Source organism: Legionella adelaidensis, from assembly GCF_900637865.1.
GTDB classification, from domain to species: domain Bacteria; phylum Pseudomonadota; class Gammaproteobacteria; order Legionellales; family Legionellaceae; genus Legionella_A; species Legionella_A adelaidensis.
The window spans coordinates 391,249-409,648 of the sequence record NZ_LR134418.1 but is presented as its reverse complement, the minus strand read 5'-3'; the positions used below and the strand labels follow the sequence as shown (position 1 = coordinate 409,648).

Sequence of the window (18,400 nt, the reverse complement as noted above, 5' to 3'; positions counted from 1 at the left end):
AAACACCATGAAACGAATGCCATTCACTACATACTATCCTATTTTGCTGAGTTTTATAATCAGCCTTTTTATTTTGGCTACACCCTTAGAGCTTTTTGCCAATACAACTGAATCCCCCAAACTAGAAACTCCTACTAGCATACCTGCGCTCTGGAAAGAAATTGATACGCAAGCTGCGTCCATTGATCAAGCGATACAAGAAAACAAACTCACCTCAATTCATGAGCACGCTTTTGCGATTCGTGATTTAGTAAATGCACTTCCAGCTTTAAGCAAGGATCTATCGGATGAGCAGAAACAAACACTCCAAGATAATTTAAGTTATGTGGATGCGCTTGCTACTCGTCTTGATAAAGCTGGGGATGCAGGAGATAAAGAGGGTACTAAATCCAATTGGGGTAAACTACAAAAAATCTTAGAACAGCTCAGAGGAATATTTTCTCTTAACCCACAAATGTAATTAAAACTTATTTGAGGAAATACATGAATAAGTCAGGAGTGAGTTATTTAAAGCTTTCAATAATGACGCTATTATCTTTTATTGCAATGTATATTCTGATGTACATGATGGTCGATAGGTTTACAAATGTTTATAATAATTTAAATCAATTCTATATGGCGGGGATGATGGCTGCTCCTATGGCATTGATTGAATTATTTTTAATGAATTCAATGTACCCTAATAAAATACTCAATGGAATTCTTGTGCTACTAATGGTTCTTATTTTGATTGTATTTATTTTTTGTATTAGAAACCAAACAGGGATATCTGATAAAGAATTTTTAAAGTCAATGATCCCTCATCATGCGAGTGCTTTATTAATGTGTGGTGAAGCGCCTATTGAAGATCAAGAAATTAAAAAATTGTGCGAATCAATTATATCATCACAACAATCTGAAATTAACTGGATGAAAAATAAATTAATTTCTTTAGAAAACAATAGGTAGATATTATTTGACTATATAAACTCTCAATTATTTTAAATTTAAGGTTTAATTATGCTGAATTCATTACTTAGAACTACTCTTGTAACTGTTTTTTTCCTAAGCGCAACAAATGCAATTTCTCATTCTAGCAATGAAAAAAGTTCGATAGGGGAACCTGCAAATGAAACAAAAGCAAATAAAATAATTAAAGTCATTGCTTTGGATACCATGAGATTTAGTTTTTCTGAGAAACCGTTGCCCCAGGATGGGGAAGTGATTACATTTGAGATTAAAAATGCAGGAAAAGTAGCTCATGAATTTTCCATAGGGGATGAAGAAGAACAAAAAGCGCATCAAAAAATGATGCAGTCAATGCCTAATATGGTTCATGAGGATGCCAATACAATTACAGTTAAGCCCGGTGAAACTAAAAATTTGACTTGGAGGTTTAGGGCAAACCAAGGTCATGATGTTATATTTTCATGTAATATTCCAGGCCATTTTGAAGCGGGAATGTATGAGAAAGTAAAAGTGGTCGTTTCTAAACCCTGAGATACTTTTTATCCGATGCATTTCTAAGCCATTCTCCATGTAAAGCATCCAATCTTGGTCAAATTTCTGTTATTCCGATTCAGCTTTGCATAGCAATAATAATATATATTTGGAGTGCTCTTTGTTCCTTAGTTAAACAAGGTGCCAATAGATTCGATTATACTTTTTTTTATATCAATCCTATTTGAAGCATGTGCAATAGTATTACAAGTTACGATATTGTCTGGGCCCAGTTTTAGTAGGTTATCATAAGCGTTTTCAGAAAATAGCGCGTGTACGCTCACACATATAGGGGCTTTCATGTTTAATGATTTTAAATGCTTGATGGCTTCTATCATGGTAACCGCTGTTGAAATTATATCGTCTACTAACACAGGTGTGTGATTTTGGTACAGACCAATATTGGGAATTGATACCTCCACAAAACGATCCCCTTTTCTTATCTTTTCTAGGATTAAAAAGGGTGCGTCAGCTTTTTTGGCAATCTCAGAAACCCATTGTTGACTCTCAGTATCTGGTCCGATGAGAATAGCATTAGGAATGTTGACTTTAATCCATGCAGAAATGTTTTCTGTCGCATGTAAAGCTTTTGCAGGAATGGAGTAGATATCGTTTAATGAATGCCAACGATGAAGATGCGGATCAATCGTGAGTAAACCATCAAAATAACTGGAGATTAGTTTCGCAAAATATTTCGAAGTAATGCTCTCGCCCGAATGAAACTGTTTATCTTGGCGCATGTAAGGGAGGTAAGGAGCAATTAGCCCTATTTTTTGGGCGCCTAGTTCTCTGGCTGTTTCTGCGGCAAATAGAAGAGGAAGGAGTTTGCTATTAGGATGTTCTAAATGTGCGATAAATATTACATTCTTGTCTTTTACTAGAGATTCAATTTTGATAGAGGCCTCTTCATCAGGAAATTGATGAAGTGTTATTTTACCAATCTCAAAACCTAGGGCTTGGTGAATCGCATGAGCAAAGTGGTCGCTGCCGAAAAGAGAAAAAACAATGGGGAATTTTTTCATATTGCTTCCTCAATATGGATAATATTTGTTCTTTGTTGCAGAAAGGTTAAAGAATAAGATAGCTCACCTTTTGTCTCAGCATGAACAATAAACAAAGGTTCTCCTTTCTCGACCAATTTGTTTAAGGGGGTTAGTAATTCAATGCCTGCTGATTTTGATTTAGGCGCACCAGCTAGTTTGGCAAGTTGTGCTAATGATCGATTATCAATTCCTGCTACTTTGCCTTTTATCTTCGAAGTAATGGTTTTTGTATAGGGTGCAGATGGGATATTAAAGAGGCCGCCTTGGGCTTTGCAAATAGCCTGAAATTTTTTTAGTGCCGCTCCATTGTTTAACAACGACTCTGCAATTTGTGTGCCTTGTCCTGGTGAGACATCCGGTGAGCACTCAAGTAATTGTCCTGCTAAGGTTAATGCGCGTTCACGTAAATCCTGGGGGGCAGAGCGATCACAAGAGAGGACAGACCATACGTCCTTCGCCTCAAGAGCAGGGCCAATACCACGCCCAACAGGTTGGGTTCCATCAGTAAAAACAACCTGAAGTTTAATTGAAAACTCTTTGGCAATATCTTCTAAATAATGCTTTAAAATGTCTGCGTTTGAGGCAGACCGAACTTTAGCACTGGGCCCAATAGGGACATCAATGACTATGTGTGTTGAACCCGCTGCGATTTTTTTGGATAGAATAGAGGCAACCATTTGACCTTCACTATCTAAATCCATCGACCGTTCTATGCGAATTAATAAATCATCGGCAGGGCTTAATGAGACAGCGCCTCCCCAGATGATACATCCATTTTCTTGCTCAACAACTTTTTGCATGGCTTTAATATCTAAGTTTACGGGTGCAAAAATCTCCATCGTATCGGCGGTTCCTGCGGGTGAAGTAATCGCTCTAGAAGAGGTTTTAGGCATCATTAAACCAAACGCGGTAACAATAGGAACAACAATGAGAGTGGTACGATTACCGGGTAATCCGCCAACACAATGTTTATCAATCACTAATGGTGATGGCCACTTAAGACGATTTCCTGTTTGGACCATGGCGTAAGTTAAATCGAAAATTTCTTGTCTAGTTAACCGATTCCCTACGGAACCTGCAAGGAACATGGCAATATGAATATCTGACAGTTGTCCTGAGAGAACATCCCCAACAATTTGATTAATTTCTTGTGTTTTTAATTCATTTCCATAGAGCTTAGAGCGAATATAACTTAATGAATCGAGGACTTTAGGATGTGAAATGGAGATTTCATCGCCAACATTTGCTTTCAGCAAATCCCAGGCATAGCGTGAAAGACCAGCTTCATGTTGCTTAAGTAAATTAGAGGCCAATTCTGTCGTATTAATTGTTGCAATGATTGATTGATTATTAAGGGTCACTTGAACCCGCGTTTCTGCAACGAATCCCTCTGAGCGGCAAATATGACAGTCTTCGCGCATGTAAATAACAGCGGCCTTCGAGGTGTTAATGCCCAAATATTTAAGTTGTAATGTAGCATGCTCTTTTTTCATGTTTAATGTTTTATTCAATGTATTGATATAACAAAAGTAGGATTCCAATTTCGCAGACTAAGCTCTTTGGAACCTCAAATAAGGCCACAATCAATACGAAAATGACAAAAGATATTATTGGCCCACCTGACAGCGACTGTACTACCTAAAATGATAATTTCATTGAGCTCCTTCTCATATTTCACCTTTTAGTTATACCATAGTTATATAGGATTTCACCCTGTTAAAAGTGAGTGCTGCTTAAATTGCATAGGGTAGAGTTTATTCGCGCTTCTTTATTTCTAAGGAAGTGAAATATCTCCAAAGGAGCTCTAAAAATAGAAATAGGTGGGCTTATGAAACATGAATATCATGATGGTCATAAAAGGCCAAAGGAAAATACTTGCTGTCATCATCAGACACAAGATTCACACCAGGTCCCTGGAGGAGAAAGTGAATCGGTTATTTATACCTGTCCCATGCATTCAGAAATCCGCCAATCTCGACCTGGCCACTGTCCTATTTGTGGTATGGCGTTAGAGCCAGTCACGGTGACGGCTATAGATGCACCTAACCCTGAATACATCGATATGCGGCGTCGATTTTGGGTGGCGCTGATACTGACTTTACCAGTAGTTCTCTTGGAGATGGGCGGGCATGCACAAATTACTAGAATATCTGCGAGCGTATCTACTTGGATGCAGATGTTACTAACAACACCAGTGGTGCTCTGGGGCGGTTGGCCATTCTTTCAGCGAGGCTTACAATCACTCAAAAGTCATTTGAATATGTTTACGTTGATTGCGATAGGTATTGGAGTGGCGTGGGGTTATAGCATGGTGGCAACCTTATTTCCTCAATTATTTCCGGCGGCCTTTCGAGATGAACATGGCCTTGTTGCGGTCTATTATGAAGCGGCAGCAGTGATCACATCGTTAGTTTTATTAGGGCAAGTCTTGGAGTTAAAAGCACGAGAACAAACAGGTAGTGCTATTCGTGCTTTATTAAAACTCGCTCCTGAGAGTGCGCATCGAATAGCCGATGATGGTAGCTTAGAGAAGGTGTCTCTCGATGAGGTTCACCAAGGTGATTTGCTGCGTGTCCGACCAGGCGAGAAAATACCTGTCGATGGTGAAGTTATGGAAGGTCGAAGTCATGTTGACGAATCCATGGTCACGGGAGAGTCCATGCCAGTCGTTAAAGATGTTGGTGCAAAAGTAATCGGAGCTACAATGAACCAAACCGGCAGCTTTGTTATGAAAGCGTCGCATGTTGGCCGCGACACTATGCTTTCTCGCATTGTGCAAATGGTAAGTGATGCTCAACGCAGCCGTGCGCCTATTCAACGGTTAGCTGATACGGTATCTGGTTGGTTTGTGCCTGTGGTCATACTCATTGCTGTAATAGCTTTTACTCTGTGGTCAATTTATGGGCCACCACCTGCGTTCAGTTATGGCCTTATTGCTGCTGTATCCGTATTAATTATCGCCTGTCCTTGTGCACTGGGTTTAGCGACACCGATGTCGATTATGGTCGGAGTAGGGCTTGGGGCTAAAAGTGGCGTGCTGATTAAGAATGCGGAAGCACTGGAGCATATGGAGAAAGTCAATACGTTGGTAGTGGACAAAACCGGGACGCTCACCGAAGGTCATCCAAAACTTACAAGCATCAAAGTGGCTGATGGATTCAACGAAGAGGAAGTACTGGCTCTTGCGGCAGCACTTGAACAAAACAGCGAACACCCACTGGCCAATGCGATTGTTCTTGCTGCAAAAGAAAAAAAAGTATCATTGGCTAAGATTGAAAATTTTGAGGCGCCTACTGGAAAAGGGGTGATTGGCACTGTGAATGGCTACTCAGTTGCCATTGGCAATGCAAAACTGATGCAGGAGCTTGGTGCTAATAGTGAGACTTTACTGGCTCAAGCAGACGCACTTCGAGCAGAGGGCGCTACAGTGATGATTATGGCAGTAGAAGGTAAAGTGGCTGCTATTTTAGCAGTAGAAGACCCCATTAAAGCAAGTACACCGGAGGCTATTCGTGGGTTAGAAGCACAAGGGATTGAAATCGTTATGCTCACGGGTGACAGTAAAAAGACAGCAGAAACGGTCGCCGCTAAACTAGGAATAAAGCAGGTGATTGCTGAAATTAGTCCAGAGGATAAGAGTCGTATCGTGGATGATTTAAAAAGCAAAGGCCGCTTTGTTGCCATGGCGGGTGATGGCATTAATGATGCGCCAGCATTAGCGAAAGCTGATATTGGCATTGCCATGGGTACTGGTACGGATGTAGCGATCGAAAGTGCTGGGATTACCTTATTGCGTGGGGATTTAAATGGTATCATTAAGGCGCGATACCTATCAAAAATAACCATGCGTAATATACGTCAGAATCTATTTTTTGCTTTTATTTATAATGCCTTAGGTGTGCCGGTTGCAGCCGGTGTGTTATATCCAATAACAGGACTACTTCTAAGCCCGATTATCGCCGCGGCTGCTATGTCGCTTAGTTCTGTTTCAGTTATCACCAATGCTTTGATGTTGCGATGGACTCGTTTATGAATTTTAACATTCACTGTAAGTCCTTATGGCCTCTAATCACTTAAATGTCTTAAATGTGATGAATTTTCAATAAGGAACTCCAAAAGCAAATGGCGCTGGCTCTGATTTTTTAATTAAATTCTGCTTTAGGCAGGCAGTATTTAATAAGAAGTGAACTATTCAAAGTCAGTGCATTTTAAACCAGCCCACTCTTTTTATATCATTGAAAGAGTCTGTTTGATGGCACCGATAACATTGATCAATACGGGCATCCTTTTCTCCAGGAACGGATTGGTCGACCATACCAAAGTGCTCCATGCGATGGCTTGGTGGTGCTTTATGACACTCGGCACAATTGGTAGACCTTGGGCTGGGATGTAAATAGCCGGGAATCTTCCAGTTTTTTTCTGAATGACAAATAGCACAGTCTTTGCCAAAGAATTCTTGATGTTTATCTTGAAAACTATGGCAACAATGACAGTCTAATCGAGTGGGATGAGGGGAGTTAATTTTCGCAGGTGTTTCTGTTTTTAATACATATTGCAAAGAAATTTTCAGGAGCTGCCCATGGTCCATGTAAATGGGGCGCTTATTATTTCCCTGATGTTCAGTATGACATCCACGACAATCGTTTAGGTGAGCATGGAATGAATCTAAAGGGTTCATCAACAGTTCTGGAGATGAGGCATGGCAGGTAATGCATTTCTCTGCCACAATCCCACGCTTAGGCGCATGGCAACTTTCGCACTTGTCGCTTAGAAACGAGTGCGCTGCTGAAAGCGGACCAGGATTGACAGCAGCACTCCAGACAGATAGCTCCTCATCATTGGATTGGGCGGAGGTGGCAAGAATAGTGAAGAAAATGATCAGGATTGTAACTAGCATTCCTGCCCCAGCAAAAGACTTCATTTAAGCCACCGTAGGCCATAATAGATTGAGCTCCAAATATGCAAAGCTAAAACGGTGTACATTGAGATGGCCGTAGTAATGTGCACGATAAGCCAATCTCTAAACGCTTTCTTCAGCACGTCTTGAGTAGTTATGGAAAACTCCAGATCAGAAATTGCCCCAAGCAGATGCTTCAAAGATATCCCAAAGGGGTCAACTACAGCCTGATTTTCTAAATTGCACGCACTTTGTACAAGGTTGTCATAGCGGTTACGTAAGATAAAAAGTTCCTGTTGCTTTGTGCTCAACTCAAGACCAATCTGCGCTAGATAGTATCGCCCTATAAATCCTGTGGCAACCACTATGAGCATCAAAATAATCAGGGTAATGCCTAATGGGCTTTGAAATTTATGCCCCGAATGAATAACACCAAGGAGTGCGCCAATGGTACCGGCGTAAACATGAAATGATAAAAGGGTGCTTAGTGGAAGCGCCCTTTTAAAGTGCTCGCAAATCCAATGGTTCCGTTTGACGAGGGAATAACCGAGAAGTAAAACGAGTAATGTAGTGGCAGCAACACCGAATAGAAAACCGATAAAACTACCTGGAAACTGAGGAGCCACGTGAAAAAGAAATACAGGTACCATAAGTGCTAGGGCACTTAAAAGACCACCTACGATAACTTTTTCAGCTTCAGATGCCATGGATTAAGCCTCCACCACAAGATTTCCAGGTGATTTTGCTTGGCAAGCCAGGATAATACCCGCTGCTTTTTCCTTTGCGGAAAGCGAATCCTCTACCTCCATGTTCACTGTGCCCTCTAAAAGGAGTACCTTGCAGCGTCCGCAAATACCTGTCCGGCATTCATAATCAATAAACACACCGATAGCCTCAGCCGCTTCAAGCACTGATTGATTTGGCGCCAGCTGTCCGGATTTATTCGATTTTGTAAAGGTAATGGTTGCATGAGCCGACGGTGGTAGGATATTGTTTGAATCTGCAGACGCCTTTGTTTCAGGTGAAGAAAGTGGTGGTTCGGTTGTAAATATTGGCCCACCTTTTGGTGGCGCGAAACGCTCTGTTTTAATTTGCTCTGACGGAATTTTAAGCTGTAAAAGGACTGCTTTAACTGCGTCCATCATAGGCGGAGGCCCACAAAGGTGAATCCGATGAAGGGCGATGTCAGGAATTGTTTTTTCAATAAGTTCTGGCGTGATAAGTCCTACATGACCGGACCAGTCAGTACCATCAGAGGTTCTTACAATAATGTCAACATGGACGTTTGGATGGCGACGCGCAAGGTAGGTGCATTCTTCGTGAAATATGATATCGGTTGGTGAATTAACGGCGTAAAGCAGATGAATGTCTTTCGGATAGGAGCGATCAGTAAGATAGCGCAATACACTCATCATTGGCGTGATGCCCACGCCACCGGCGATGAGCACTATACCATTGGCCTCTTTGCCGGTGAAGAAAAATTCACCGGCAGGTGCAGAAACCTCTAGCAAATCTCCGGTATGGACATGATCGTGAAGATGGCGTGATTCTACGCCATACTGTTCACGTTTTACTGTAAGTTCTATGTAGTCGTGTTGGGTTGGCGAGGAAGAAATCGTATAGGACCGGCGCACTTTTTCTCCATTAATCATGGAAGTTAGAGTGGCATATTGTCCGGGCAAAAATGTGAAAGGGATTTGACCAAGATTAGGTTCCATCAGACGGAAGGTTTTGACATTTGGCGTCTCTTCAAAAATTGCTATGGTCCGTAAGATCCCTGACCAACGTATTGGGGCAGTTGGTTTTATGTTTGTTGTAGATACTGCAAAATTCGCGGGCGGCTTCGCACCATTAACGGACTTTGCTGGTTCACTGATAGGGGTCAGTTTTTTAATTAGGGAATTAATGCGACGATGTCTAGCCCAATGGATGAAAAGGCCAAACGTCAGCGCGGCTACCAACAAAAGCATGAAAAGCCCGTGGAGCCAGGAAATATTTTGAAAATTAGCAGCAATTTCATCATTATCCCCAATGTTCATTTCGCTCTTAAACCAATTAAGAGCGATTTGTGAGGGAGGTCGTGCTTCCTCTAAGGCTTGTAGCGCACTTGCTCCACTTGTAGCATAGGAAAGACCCTGGCGTACCTGCCGTAAAGCAGTTTGTGCAGCTGCGGCATTATTAGTTGATAGGGCGTGATGAAGTTTAGCTTCTGTAGCGGTGATGATTTGTACCCCTAAACCAAGACGAGCAACAGCCTCACCTCTTATATATTTGCGTGCTTCATCGCTGAGCTTTGGAAAGTCCATCATTGATGCATAAAAGGGTTTGCCACCACTTGTCATCATACCACAACAGCCAGGAGGACCGGGAGGCGCCGAAGATGGTGCCATCATATTCCCAGCAGTATTACTTGTATTTTCAGCATCATGACCGGAGGATTGCATCGTTGAGTTCGTCGAGGTTGGAATAACTGAAATGGGAGGTAATGTAGAAGCATTATTAGTGCTCTGATGATGGGCTTCATGGCTAGATGATGATATTTGGGCAATCACGTGAGATGAAGGTATCAATCCCAGTAACATCACTATCATGAGAGAAGTTACCTTCATGGTTATTGGGTAACGGAATATATATCGACTTCGCAGGATCGTATTCGTTCGACTCGAGTCTTTAATATATTGTTTTTTACTTTGAGCACCAAAAATAGGTAATCTCTTAAGAAATCCTTTTGGTTTCATAATTCCGTTTAATTTTATTATTAGCCGCTCATCCTCCTCGGGGCTCATTTGATTGGAAGAGGAAAACCATTCATATCAAGATAGATATAACCAGTATAACTATAACTCTGAATTTTAGTAATTGCTATCTGCCTTCAATCGGGGTTCTCACAAGGAGAGGTAACACACTAAAAAATGTAATATACTTTCTCAACGTCTTGTCCCACTCTAAATAACAAGGAGGTTTTATGTTTAAACTTAATACATTGGTTTTCATTACTGCGTTGGGACTTACTACTCCCGCGGTCTATGCAGAAGACGATATGATGAATAACATGCCTGCACCGGCGATGCAAAACAACAATCAGCAATCACCACAGTTGCAACAAATGCAAGAGGAAATGAAAAAATTGCAAGCAGTGCATGAAAAGCTTATGAATGCTACGACGCCAGAAGAGAAGAAAACATTGCTGCAAGAGCAAATGCCAATGATGCAACATAATATGGAAATGATGCAACAAATGGGCAATGAATCGACAACCAATTCAGAAATGCAAGAAAATCGAATGAAGATGATGCAAACTATGATGCAAATGATGATGGATAATCAAAAAATGATGATGGATCATGGAAAGATGGGATGCTCAATGATGCAGGGTAAATAGCTCCACTTTCATTCAAGCAGTATTTTGCTTATTTTTTAGAGTTTATAGATGCGATTACTTGGGCCTAAGTCACTGGGTACAAGAATCTATAACTTAAGCAACGCCTCACTAATCGCTTTATAATGGATTGAGTAATGAGTTATACAAAGAGCTGATAAAAAATATTTTTGTATAGAATGAGGCATCTGCGAATCAATTTTTTTTTATGGGAGTGTGATTTACTTCTTAGAGGAGTAGACACCTGCATTAAAGGATTAGAGCATGTCAAAGAAAAAATTAATTTCAATTATTTATTCATTTTTTCTAGTTTTAAGCCCTTCTCTTCTACTGGCTCAACATAATCATGGCATGGCTTCTTCTACTGCAAAAACAAAACTACAGAGCCAAAATAATGAAAGTTCAGCGAAGCAGCAAGACGTACAACGGTTATCTAGAACGGGTAAGGCTATTCCTGCTTCAACTCGTATTATTAACTTAGTGGTTGCTTATAAATGGGTAAAATATGCTGGAAGGCTTAGGCGTGCCATTTCTGTTAATAATCAAATCCCAGCACCGACTCTTCATTTTAAAGAAGGGGAGTCTGTGGAAATTAATGTTTTTAATCGACTGGACAAAGGCACTTCCATTCATTGGCACGGCATTTTAGTACCCTGGCAAATGGACGGAGTGGAAAATGTAAGTCAAAAAGCCATACCACCTAGTGGCGTTTTTCATTATCGCTTTACCCTGCACCAATCAGGTACCTATTGGTACCATGCTCATGCTGATGTTCAAGAGCAAGAAGGGCTTTATGGCGCTTTTCTAATTGAGCCTAAAACACCACCTCGTTATCACTACACGAAAGATTATGTCATTGTTCTCTCTGATTGGAGCAATATTCCAGCAGATCAGATTTTTGCCAACTTGAAAAAGGATGGAGACTATTTTGCCCCTAAGTTTCCACTACAACCTTCTTTAGCAAAGTTTATTCACGATTACCGTGAGGCAGATGCTAAAGAGCGCAAGGCGCTGATTAATGACTATAAAATGATGCAACAAATGCGCATGAGTATCTATGACCTAAGTGATGTAGCCTATGATGCTTTTTTGTTGAATGGTCATAATAAGATCTCTCCTTGGACGGAAAGAGTAAAAGTAGGCGATGTGGTTCGTCTTCGTTTTATTGGTGCCGGAGGGAGTACTATCTTTCGGGTAAAAATGCATGATGCCATTATGCAGACGGTGCATATTCAAGGAAATGATGTCAAACCATTCCCTACTTACGATTTTGATATAGCACCCGGTGAAACCCATGACGTACTGGTTAGCATACAGAAAAACAGACCTTATATTATTTATGCGGAGTCTATTGATACGGTAGGAGCCGCAGTAGGCGCCTTAGTAACATCTCCCAATCAGCTAGTGGATTATCAAAAAGTCTCGCCTTTTCCAGAGCCTTTGCCCACTACTCGGCAAATGATGGAGAACATGATGATGTCAGAAATGCCCCAGGACTCAAAGTCCAAGTCAATGCTGGCTCATGGTACGATGAACGAAAAAAAGTCTAAGATGCAGGGAATGAATATGCCCGCTAACTCTATGGACCATCGTCCTACAGAAGGCAAAAATAAAATCCAATCACCCCCTTCTACTACAAAAGAAAAAAAAGTCAAAGAATCGATGAGCTCCCAAAAGAATGAACCCAAAAACAAAAACAAAAACAAAAACATGGACATGAACGGCATGGATCATTCGATGCATGGTTTAATGAATGATAAAAACTCTAAGTCTTCAAACGAAAGCTCATCAAAAATGATGAGTTCAAAAGATGTTCAGGCTATTCCTTCGCCTACTGAAAATCATAAATCTTCCCAGGCTGGGCATGCGATGCCTTCTAATAAAAAGGAAGAGAGAAATAGCATGTCAATGGATAAATCTGCTCAGCCCATGAACCATTCAACAAATGAGAATAGCTCCCAACCCATGTCCAATTCCATGGATGGGGAAATGGAGAATATGTCAGTAGATAAGCCAATGACTGATAAAAACTCTGTGCCTTCAAACGAAAGCTCTTCAAAAATTATGAATTCAAAAGTTGTTGAGGCTATTCCTTCGCCGACTGAAAATCATAAATCTTCCCAGGCTGAACATTCGATGCCTTCTAGGAAAAAGGAAGAGGGAAATAGTATGTCAATGACTAAATCGGCTCACCCCATGAACCAATCAACAAATTGGAACAGCTCCCAATCCATATCGTTCTCTACTGTGATAACAAAAAATTCTAAGGATTCCATGGCAATAAATCAACCCCTGTCCAATTCAATGAATGGGGGAATGGGGAATATGCCAATGGACAAGCCGATGACTATGTCTACGGAGCCGAGCATCGTAGGAGATAGCATAGTCCCCATGGAGGAAAAAGACGTAAGCATGACTATGGGTACGAAATACCAACAATTAATTGCCTCTGTTAAAACTAACGATCCCAATAAGCCAGTTGATGGTGTGATTCGAATGGAGCTATTCGGGTACATGGACCGCTTTATATGGTTTATAAACGGTCTACCTGAGTATAGGGCCAAACCGATATTAATTGAATCCGAGAAGCGCTACCGAATTATTTTTACCAATAATTCTATGATGCGCCACCCCATGCATATCCATGGGCACTGGTTTATTTTACGCAATGGCCATGGCAGTTATGATCCCCTTTTACACACCATTGAAGTGCCACCCGGTGCCACAGCGATTGCTGATTTCGATACTGATGCCAGTGGTCAATGGTTTTTCCACTGCCACCATCTTTATCACATGATGGCGGGAATGGCTCGCGTATTTCAATATCAAACGATTATTGAAGTGGCAAGAGGGCTTAAAAAACCTGAGTATGAAATTGCATCTACTGGCTACTATAATCGCCCGATTGTTAGAGTCGATGAGCAAGTTCCGATTGATTTGTCTTTAGTTAATCACCCCATTGGGCACCATGCGGGTCTTTATCAAGCTAGCTTTTTAGAATTGGGAGAAGATCCATTTCATAACATACAAGAATTGAGTTTCAAAGGTTTATATGGCCCTGATTATCATAAAATAGAATTGTATACTGAAGATGCTGAAGTCAATAAAGGCAGTATTGAATACGCCGATATGGATGTTTTTTACTGGCATCTTATTAGCCAGTTCTGGGCTCTCAAGGGAGGTGTTAATTATTTTTATCGCCCTGGAGGGCCTTATTGGCAACCAGGCTTTGGAGTTGAAGGGCTCGCTCCTTATTTTATTGATACTAATATCCGTACTTATTATCATCAAGGTAGTTTTAAGTTAGATGTAGAATTATCACGTGATACCCAGCTTTTTAATAATTTCTTAGTACGAACAGGAATTCGTAGTATTTTAGCAACCAAAACGGTAGTTAAAAATGAACTAGGTAATGGTTTAAACCAAATGCGCTATATCATAAGGCCTTATTATCGTTTAATGCCTGCATTGAATGTTTATGCGGAGTATGAATACAATAAAGATTATGGCGCTTTTAAAAGAATCAAGCAGGCAAAAGGTGAAGATACCACCGAAACTAGTGTTAGTCTTGGGGCGTCTCTTTTATTTTAATAATCAATGAAGCCAGAGTTAGCATTCACTTTATTTATTGATTTTATCGTTTATTTGCAGAAATGATAAAGAGGTGGGTACACTTGATTTTGGCCATTCAAAGCTTATTTGCTGCCAATAACTAAAAGTTATCAGCAACTTTACTCCATTACGATAATGCAATGGAGCAAAATGATCAATTAAGCCACTTTTTCGCATTCTTCGGCACATTTGTAACATGCTTCGGCACAACGTTTGCAATGTTTCATATGCTGGTGCTTGTTACATTCATCGCCACAGGCGCGACATATCTTAGCACATAACGCACAAATTTCTTTCGAAAATGGAGAACCCCGTGCCATCATCTCAGCGGCCAGTGCGCAAATAGCTGCACAGTCCCTATTAAGGGTGATGCAATGAGATAACCCTTTACAATTGTCTTCTTGGGTACAAGCAGTTGCACAGTGTTCACATTCACTTGCACAGTCTTGGCAGGCTTTAATGCAATTTTCATACTGTTGATGCATAATTACTCTCCTTTTGATTTTTGATCACTTCCATACCCATTACGCCATTTTTTAATTGCTGAATCTCATTTTCCTGCTTGTCAGTCACTTTTTCCTGTATTTTTAGTGGGAGTATTCTTAAGTCGTCGGGCCCACCAAAGCAGCGCTAAGGTAATAAGTGCATTAATCGCAATGGCCCAAACATTAAGGGTAGGTGTCAGCATCATATATTTCAAGTCTATTGGAACAAGAAGTACAAAATAACAATGGGCAAGGGTATGAAAAAATTCAAAACCAGCAAAAAATAGGACGATATCGCGAAGCACAACGGATTCTCGCTAACAACTTTTATGTTCATTATAGTATTTTATACACCTCAATTGCGTTTAAAATCTATATTCATTATTTAACCGTATTTCTTTGTTGCCACAAAAGATAAATCACTGGTATGGCAATAAGTGTAAGTATTGTAGCGCTGACCATACCCCCTACCATCGGTGCGGCAATTCGACGCATGACCTCTGAGCCTGTTCCACTTAATATCATAATAGGTAATAACCCCCCGATAATAGCAGTCACAGTCATGATTTTGGGGCGTAAGCGTAGGAGTGCACCTTCGACAACCGCAGTATATACATTATCTTTGGTAAGAGTGCGCTGCTCTTGCTGTGCTTTCTGTTGTTGTTTTTCCAAAGCTTGATTAAGAAATACGAGCATGATTACACCCGTTTCTGCCGCAACGCCTGCAAGAGCGATAAAACCTATCCCTACTGCAACCGATAAGTTATATCCTAATAAATACAATAACCAAATGCCACCCACCAGCGCTAAAGGCAATGTAGCTAAAATGATAATCACTTCGCCTAAGCGACCAAAATTAAGAAAAAGTAAAAAGGCAATAATACCTAACGTCAAGGGTGCAACGAGAGAGAGGTGTTCTTTTGCACGCTCTAAATATTCATATTGTCCTGACCAGGCTAATGAATAACCAGCAGGTAATTTCACTTGAATATTAACAGCGTTTTTTGCCTCTTCAACATAAGAGCCTAAATCGCGCCCGGCGATATCAACATAAACCCAACCGTTGAGCCTTGCATTTTCACTGCGAATCATATCCGGGCCTTCAGAGATAGTGACTTTAGCGACTTCATTTAAAGGAATGGTAGCCCCTGAAGGTGCGACAATGGGTAATAAGCGTAAACTCTCTAAGGAGTCACGAATTTCGCGAGGATAGCGCAGATTAATGGGATAACGTTCTCGTCCTTCAATTGTTTGAGTCACATTCATGCCACCCACTGCTGTTTCAATGATTTGTTGGATGTCCTCTACATTTAAGCCATAACGAGCGGCTTTTAGTCGGTCAATATCGATGTTAATGTAGCGGCTACTGGCAACCCGTTCGGCAAAAACAGACGTTGTCCCCGGAATTTTTTTTAATACCGTTTCCAGTTGTTGACCAATCGATTGGATAATAGTTAAATCGGGACCTGCAATTTTAATCCCAACCGGTGTTTTTATCCCCGTTGCCAGCATATCAATGCGAGTTCGAATAGGCATAACCCAGGCATTTGATAACCCTGGAAATTTAACGCGTAATGCCAATTCATCCCTTAATTTATCTATAGTCATCCCTGGTCGCCATTCTTCTTTGGGTTTAAACTGGATAGTGGTTTCTAGCATGGATAACGGAGCAGGATCGGTGGCTGTTTCACTCCGCCCTATTTTGCCAAATACCGTTTTTACTTCAGGAACCGTGGCAATGAGTTTATCGGTTTGTTGTAAAATTTGTTGAGCTTTACCTATGGAAATTCCGGGAAATGTCGTTGGCATGTAAAGTAAATCCCCCTCATCCAGTTCAGGCATAAATTCATTTCCCAAATAAAAGAAAGGTAAAAAACCAATAATGAGAATAAGTAGAACTGTTGCCAGAGTGATTTTTGGAGATTTTAAACTGGCGTGTAAAACAGGGCGATAAAGGGCAATTAACATCCGATTGACTGGATTTTCATGCTCTGCTTTTATTTTGCCTCTGATTAGATAACCCATGAGCACGGGAACTAAAGTGATAGAAAGTATGGCGGCTGCTGCCATCGCATAGGTTTTAGTAAAAGCAAGCGGCGTAAATAAACGGCCTTCTTGGGCTTGTAAGCTAAAAACTGGCAAAAAACTAACGGTAATAATGAGTAAAGAAAAGAACAAGGGGGGTCCTACTTCCAGCGCTGCTTTCTGCATCACTTGCCAGCGGTTTTCTGCAGTCAGAGAGTCTTTCTCTAAATGCTTATGGGCATTTTCAATCATAACAATAGCAGCATCAACCATAGCTCCAATAGCAATAGCAATCCCGCCTAAAGACATAATGTTGGCATTAATTCCCTGAATATGCATGACCATAAATGCCAGCAAAATACTAATGGGTAAGCTAATTACAATAATTAATGAAGACCGAAAATGAAATAAAAAGACGACACAAATCAAAGAAACAACAATAAATTCTTCAATTAACTTATCACGCAAGGTATTTATGGCACGTGTTATCAAGCTTGAGCGATCGTAGGTAGTAATAATTTCTACCCCTTTAGGTAGGCTTGCTTTTAATTGTTTAAGTTTATTTTTGACACCCTCAATCGTCTGCATGGCGTTTTGACCAAACCGCATGACAATAATTCCACCTACTACTTCCCCTTCGCCATTTAATTCGGTAATACCACGACGCATTTGAGGACCCAATTGCACTTCAGCAACTTCCTTTAACAAAATAGGCACGCCATTTTTACCCAATCCCACAGGAATTTGCTCAATGTCTTTAATTGATTTTAAATACCCCTTAGCCCTTATCATGTATTCGGCTTCTCCCATTTCAATGGCAGAGCCGCCTGCTTCCCGATTACCCCGAAGGACTGCTTGTTTGATTTGATCCAATGTCAAACCATAGGCGCGTAAACGATTGGGATCTAAGGTAATCTGATATTGCTTAATCATGCCTCCAGCGGTCGCTACTTCAGCAACACCCGGAACCTTTTGTAACTCATATTTTAAAAACCAATTTTGTAGGCTGGTTAATTGTGCGAGATCGTGTTTGCCGGTACGATCCACTAAAGCGTATTCGTATACCCAGCCAACCCCTGTTGCATCGGGACCTAACGCGGTTTGTGCTCCTGCTGGTAGTCGATTGGAAATTTGACTTAAATATTCTAAAACACGCGAACGCGCCCAATACAAATCCACTCCATCTTTAAAAATAATATAAACATAGGAAACACCAAAACCCGATTCACCCCTTACTATGACTGCCCCAGGCACCGCTAGCATGGCTGTTGTTAAGGGATAAGTCACTTGATCTTCAACAACTTGGGGCACTTGCCCAGGAAACTCCGTTTTAATGATGACTTGTACATCCGACAAATCAGGTATGGCGTCGACTACGGTATTATTAACCGTATAAATTCCTCCCAGTATCAACATACCGGTCAACAGTAAGACTAAAAAACGATTTTTTATTGACCAGCGAATAATGGCAGCAATCATC

The 18,400-nt window shown here is 40.9% G+C and carries 14 protein-coding genes; 6 read left to right on the top strand and 8 right to left on the bottom strand.

Annotated features, from left to right (window positions below):
• The first annotated feature begins 7 nt into the window (after positions 1–7).
• Genes EL206_RS03060 through EL206_RS03050 form a run of 3 tightly spaced genes read left to right on the top strand, consistent with a single transcriptional unit; the run spans position 8 to position 1,479 of the window.
• Positions 8–460 (top strand): hypothetical protein, encoded by a 453-nt coding sequence (locus EL206_RS03060; protein ID WP_058462072.1) that lies wholly within the window; start codon positions 8–10, stop codon positions 458–460.
• 23 nt (positions 461–483) lie between these two features.
• On the top strand, positions 484–948 hold the full coding sequence (locus tag EL206_RS03055; protein WP_058462071.1) for a DUF305 domain-containing protein: 465 nt from the start codon (positions 484–486) through the stop codon (positions 946–948).
• A gap of 51 nt (positions 949–999) precedes the next feature.
• Entirely contained in the window at positions 1,000–1,479 is a 480-nt protein-coding gene (locus EL206_RS03050; protein WP_058462070.1) for a cupredoxin domain-containing protein, read from the top strand.
• A 128-nt stretch (positions 1,480–1,607) separates the two neighbouring features.
• Here the strand turns inward: EL206_RS03050 and EL206_RS03045 are convergent, their stop codons facing one another.
• Positions 1,608–2,501 (bottom strand): ribose-phosphate pyrophosphokinase, encoded by an 894-nt coding sequence (locus tag EL206_RS03045; protein ID WP_058462069.1) that lies wholly within the window; start codon positions 2,499–2,501, stop codon positions 1,608–1,610.
• Positions 2,498–4,015: a thymidine phosphorylase family protein gene (locus EL206_RS03040; protein ID WP_058462068.1), complete on the bottom strand. Its 1,518-nt coding sequence runs from the start codon at positions 4,013–4,015 to the stop codon at positions 2,498–2,500. The genes EL206_RS03045 and EL206_RS03040 overlap by 4 nt, the downstream gene beginning before the upstream one ends.
• A 335-nt stretch (positions 4,016–4,350) precedes the next feature.
• Here EL206_RS03040 and EL206_RS03035 point away from each other — a divergent pair, with 335 nt between their 5' ends.
• A complete protein-coding gene (locus tag EL206_RS03035; protein ID WP_058462067.1) occupies positions 4,351–6,555 on the top strand; it encodes a copper-transporting P-type ATPase in 2,205 nt (734 codons plus the stop codon).
• 165 nt (positions 6,556–6,720) lie between these two features.
• Here the strand turns inward: EL206_RS03035 and EL206_RS03030 are convergent, their stop codons facing one another.
• The 3 genes from EL206_RS03030 to EL206_RS03020 are packed head-to-tail and all read right to left on the bottom strand — an operon-like array spanning position 6,721 to position 10,157.
• On the bottom strand, positions 6,721–7,443 hold the full coding sequence (locus tag EL206_RS03030) for a hypothetical protein (RefSeq protein WP_058462066.1): 723 nt from the start codon (positions 7,441–7,443) through the stop codon (positions 6,721–6,723).
• Complete coding sequence (locus tag EL206_RS03025; RefSeq protein ID WP_058462065.1) at positions 7,440–8,126, bottom strand: hypothetical protein; 687 nt, start codon at positions 8,124–8,126, stop codon at positions 7,440–7,442. The genes EL206_RS03030 and EL206_RS03025 overlap by 4 nt, the downstream gene beginning before the upstream one ends.
• A 3-nt stretch (positions 8,127–8,129) precedes the next feature.
• Positions 8,130–10,157, bottom strand: a complete 2,028-nt coding sequence (locus EL206_RS03020) for an FAD-binding oxidoreductase (RefSeq protein WP_058462064.1) — start codon at positions 10,155–10,157, stop codon at positions 8,130–8,132.
• A 227-nt stretch (positions 10,158–10,384) separates the two neighbouring features.
• Here EL206_RS03020 and EL206_RS03015 point away from each other — a divergent pair, with 227 nt between their 5' ends.
• Both EL206_RS03015 and EL206_RS03010 read left to right on the top strand, forming a co-directional pair.
• The gene (locus EL206_RS03015) at positions 10,385–10,801 is read left to right on the top strand and encodes a hypothetical protein (protein WP_058462063.1); all 417 of its coding nucleotides are present in this window, start codon (positions 10,385–10,387) and stop codon (positions 10,799–10,801) included.
• A gap of 261 nt (positions 10,802–11,062) precedes the next feature.
• Positions 11,063–14,389, top strand: coding sequence for a multicopper oxidase domain-containing protein (locus EL206_RS03010; RefSeq protein WP_058462062.1), 3,327 nt, complete (start codon positions 11,063–11,065; stop codon positions 14,387–14,389).
• Between the two features lie 179 nt (positions 14,390–14,568).
• On the opposite strand, the gene EL206_RS03005 is transcribed toward EL206_RS03010, so the two are convergent.
• From EL206_RS03005 to EL206_RS02995, 3 genes are all read right to left on the bottom strand, one after another.
• Positions 14,569–14,895: a four-helix bundle copper-binding protein gene (locus EL206_RS03005; protein WP_233419378.1), complete on the bottom strand. Its 327-nt coding sequence runs from the start codon at positions 14,893–14,895 to the stop codon at positions 14,569–14,571.
• An 80-nt stretch (positions 14,896–14,975) separates the two neighbouring features.
• Positions 14,976–15,200: a hypothetical protein gene (locus EL206_RS03000; protein WP_058462061.1), complete on the bottom strand. Its 225-nt coding sequence runs from the start codon at positions 15,198–15,200 to the stop codon at positions 14,976–14,978.
• Positions 15,201–15,276: 76 nt separating this feature from the next.
• The gene (locus EL206_RS02995; RefSeq protein WP_058462060.1) at positions 15,277–18,399 is read right to left on the bottom strand and encodes an efflux RND transporter permease subunit; all 3,123 of its coding nucleotides are present in this window, start codon (positions 18,397–18,399) and stop codon (positions 15,277–15,279) included.
• Position 18,400 lies beyond the last annotated feature (1 nt).

What these genes read in the sequence shown, in the direction of transcription:
- EL206_RS03060 (WP_058462072.1), top strand. Translation starts at nt 8, where the DNA reads ATGAAACGAATGCCATTCACTACATACTATCCTATTTTGCTGAGTTTT.
- EL206_RS03055 (WP_058462071.1), top strand. Translation starts at nt 484, where the DNA reads ATGAATAAGTCAGGAGTGAGTTATTTAAAGCTTTCAATAATGACGCTA.
- EL206_RS03050 (WP_058462070.1), top strand. Translation starts at nt 1,000, where the DNA reads ATGCTGAATTCATTACTTAGAACTACTCTTGTAACTGTTTTTTTCCTA.
- EL206_RS03045 (WP_058462069.1), bottom strand. Translation starts at nt 2,501, where the DNA reads ATGAAAAAATTCCCCATTGTTTTTTCTCTTTTCGGCAGCGACCACTTT.
- EL206_RS03040 (WP_058462068.1), bottom strand. Translation starts at nt 4,015, where the DNA reads ATGAAAAAAGAGCATGCTACATTACAACTTAAATATTTGGGCATTAAC.
- EL206_RS03035 (WP_058462067.1), top strand. Translation starts at nt 4,351, where the DNA reads ATGAAACATGAATATCATGATGGTCATAAAAGGCCAAAGGAAAATACT.
- EL206_RS03030 (WP_058462066.1), bottom strand. Translation starts at nt 7,443, where the DNA reads ATGAAGTCTTTTGCTGGGGCAGGAATGCTAGTTACAATCCTGATCATT.
- EL206_RS03025 (WP_058462065.1), bottom strand. Translation starts at nt 8,126, where the DNA reads ATGGCATCTGAAGCTGAAAAAGTTATCGTAGGTGGTCTTTTAAGTGCC.
- EL206_RS03020 (WP_058462064.1), bottom strand. Translation starts at nt 10,157, where the DNA reads ATGAAACCAAAAGGATTTCTTAAGAGATTACCTATTTTTGGTGCTCAA.
- EL206_RS03015 (WP_058462063.1), top strand. Translation starts at nt 10,385, where the DNA reads ATGTTTAAACTTAATACATTGGTTTTCATTACTGCGTTGGGACTTACT.
- EL206_RS03010 (WP_058462062.1), top strand. Translation starts at nt 11,063, where the DNA reads ATGTCAAAGAAAAAATTAATTTCAATTATTTATTCATTTTTTCTAGTT.
- EL206_RS03005 (WP_233419378.1), bottom strand. Translation starts at nt 14,895, where the DNA reads ATGCATCAACAGTATGAAAATTGCATTAAAGCCTGCCAAGACTGTGCA.
- EL206_RS02995 (WP_058462060.1), bottom strand. Translation starts at nt 18,399, where the DNA reads ATGATTGCTGCCATTATTCGCTGGTCAATAAAAAATCGTTTTTTAGTC.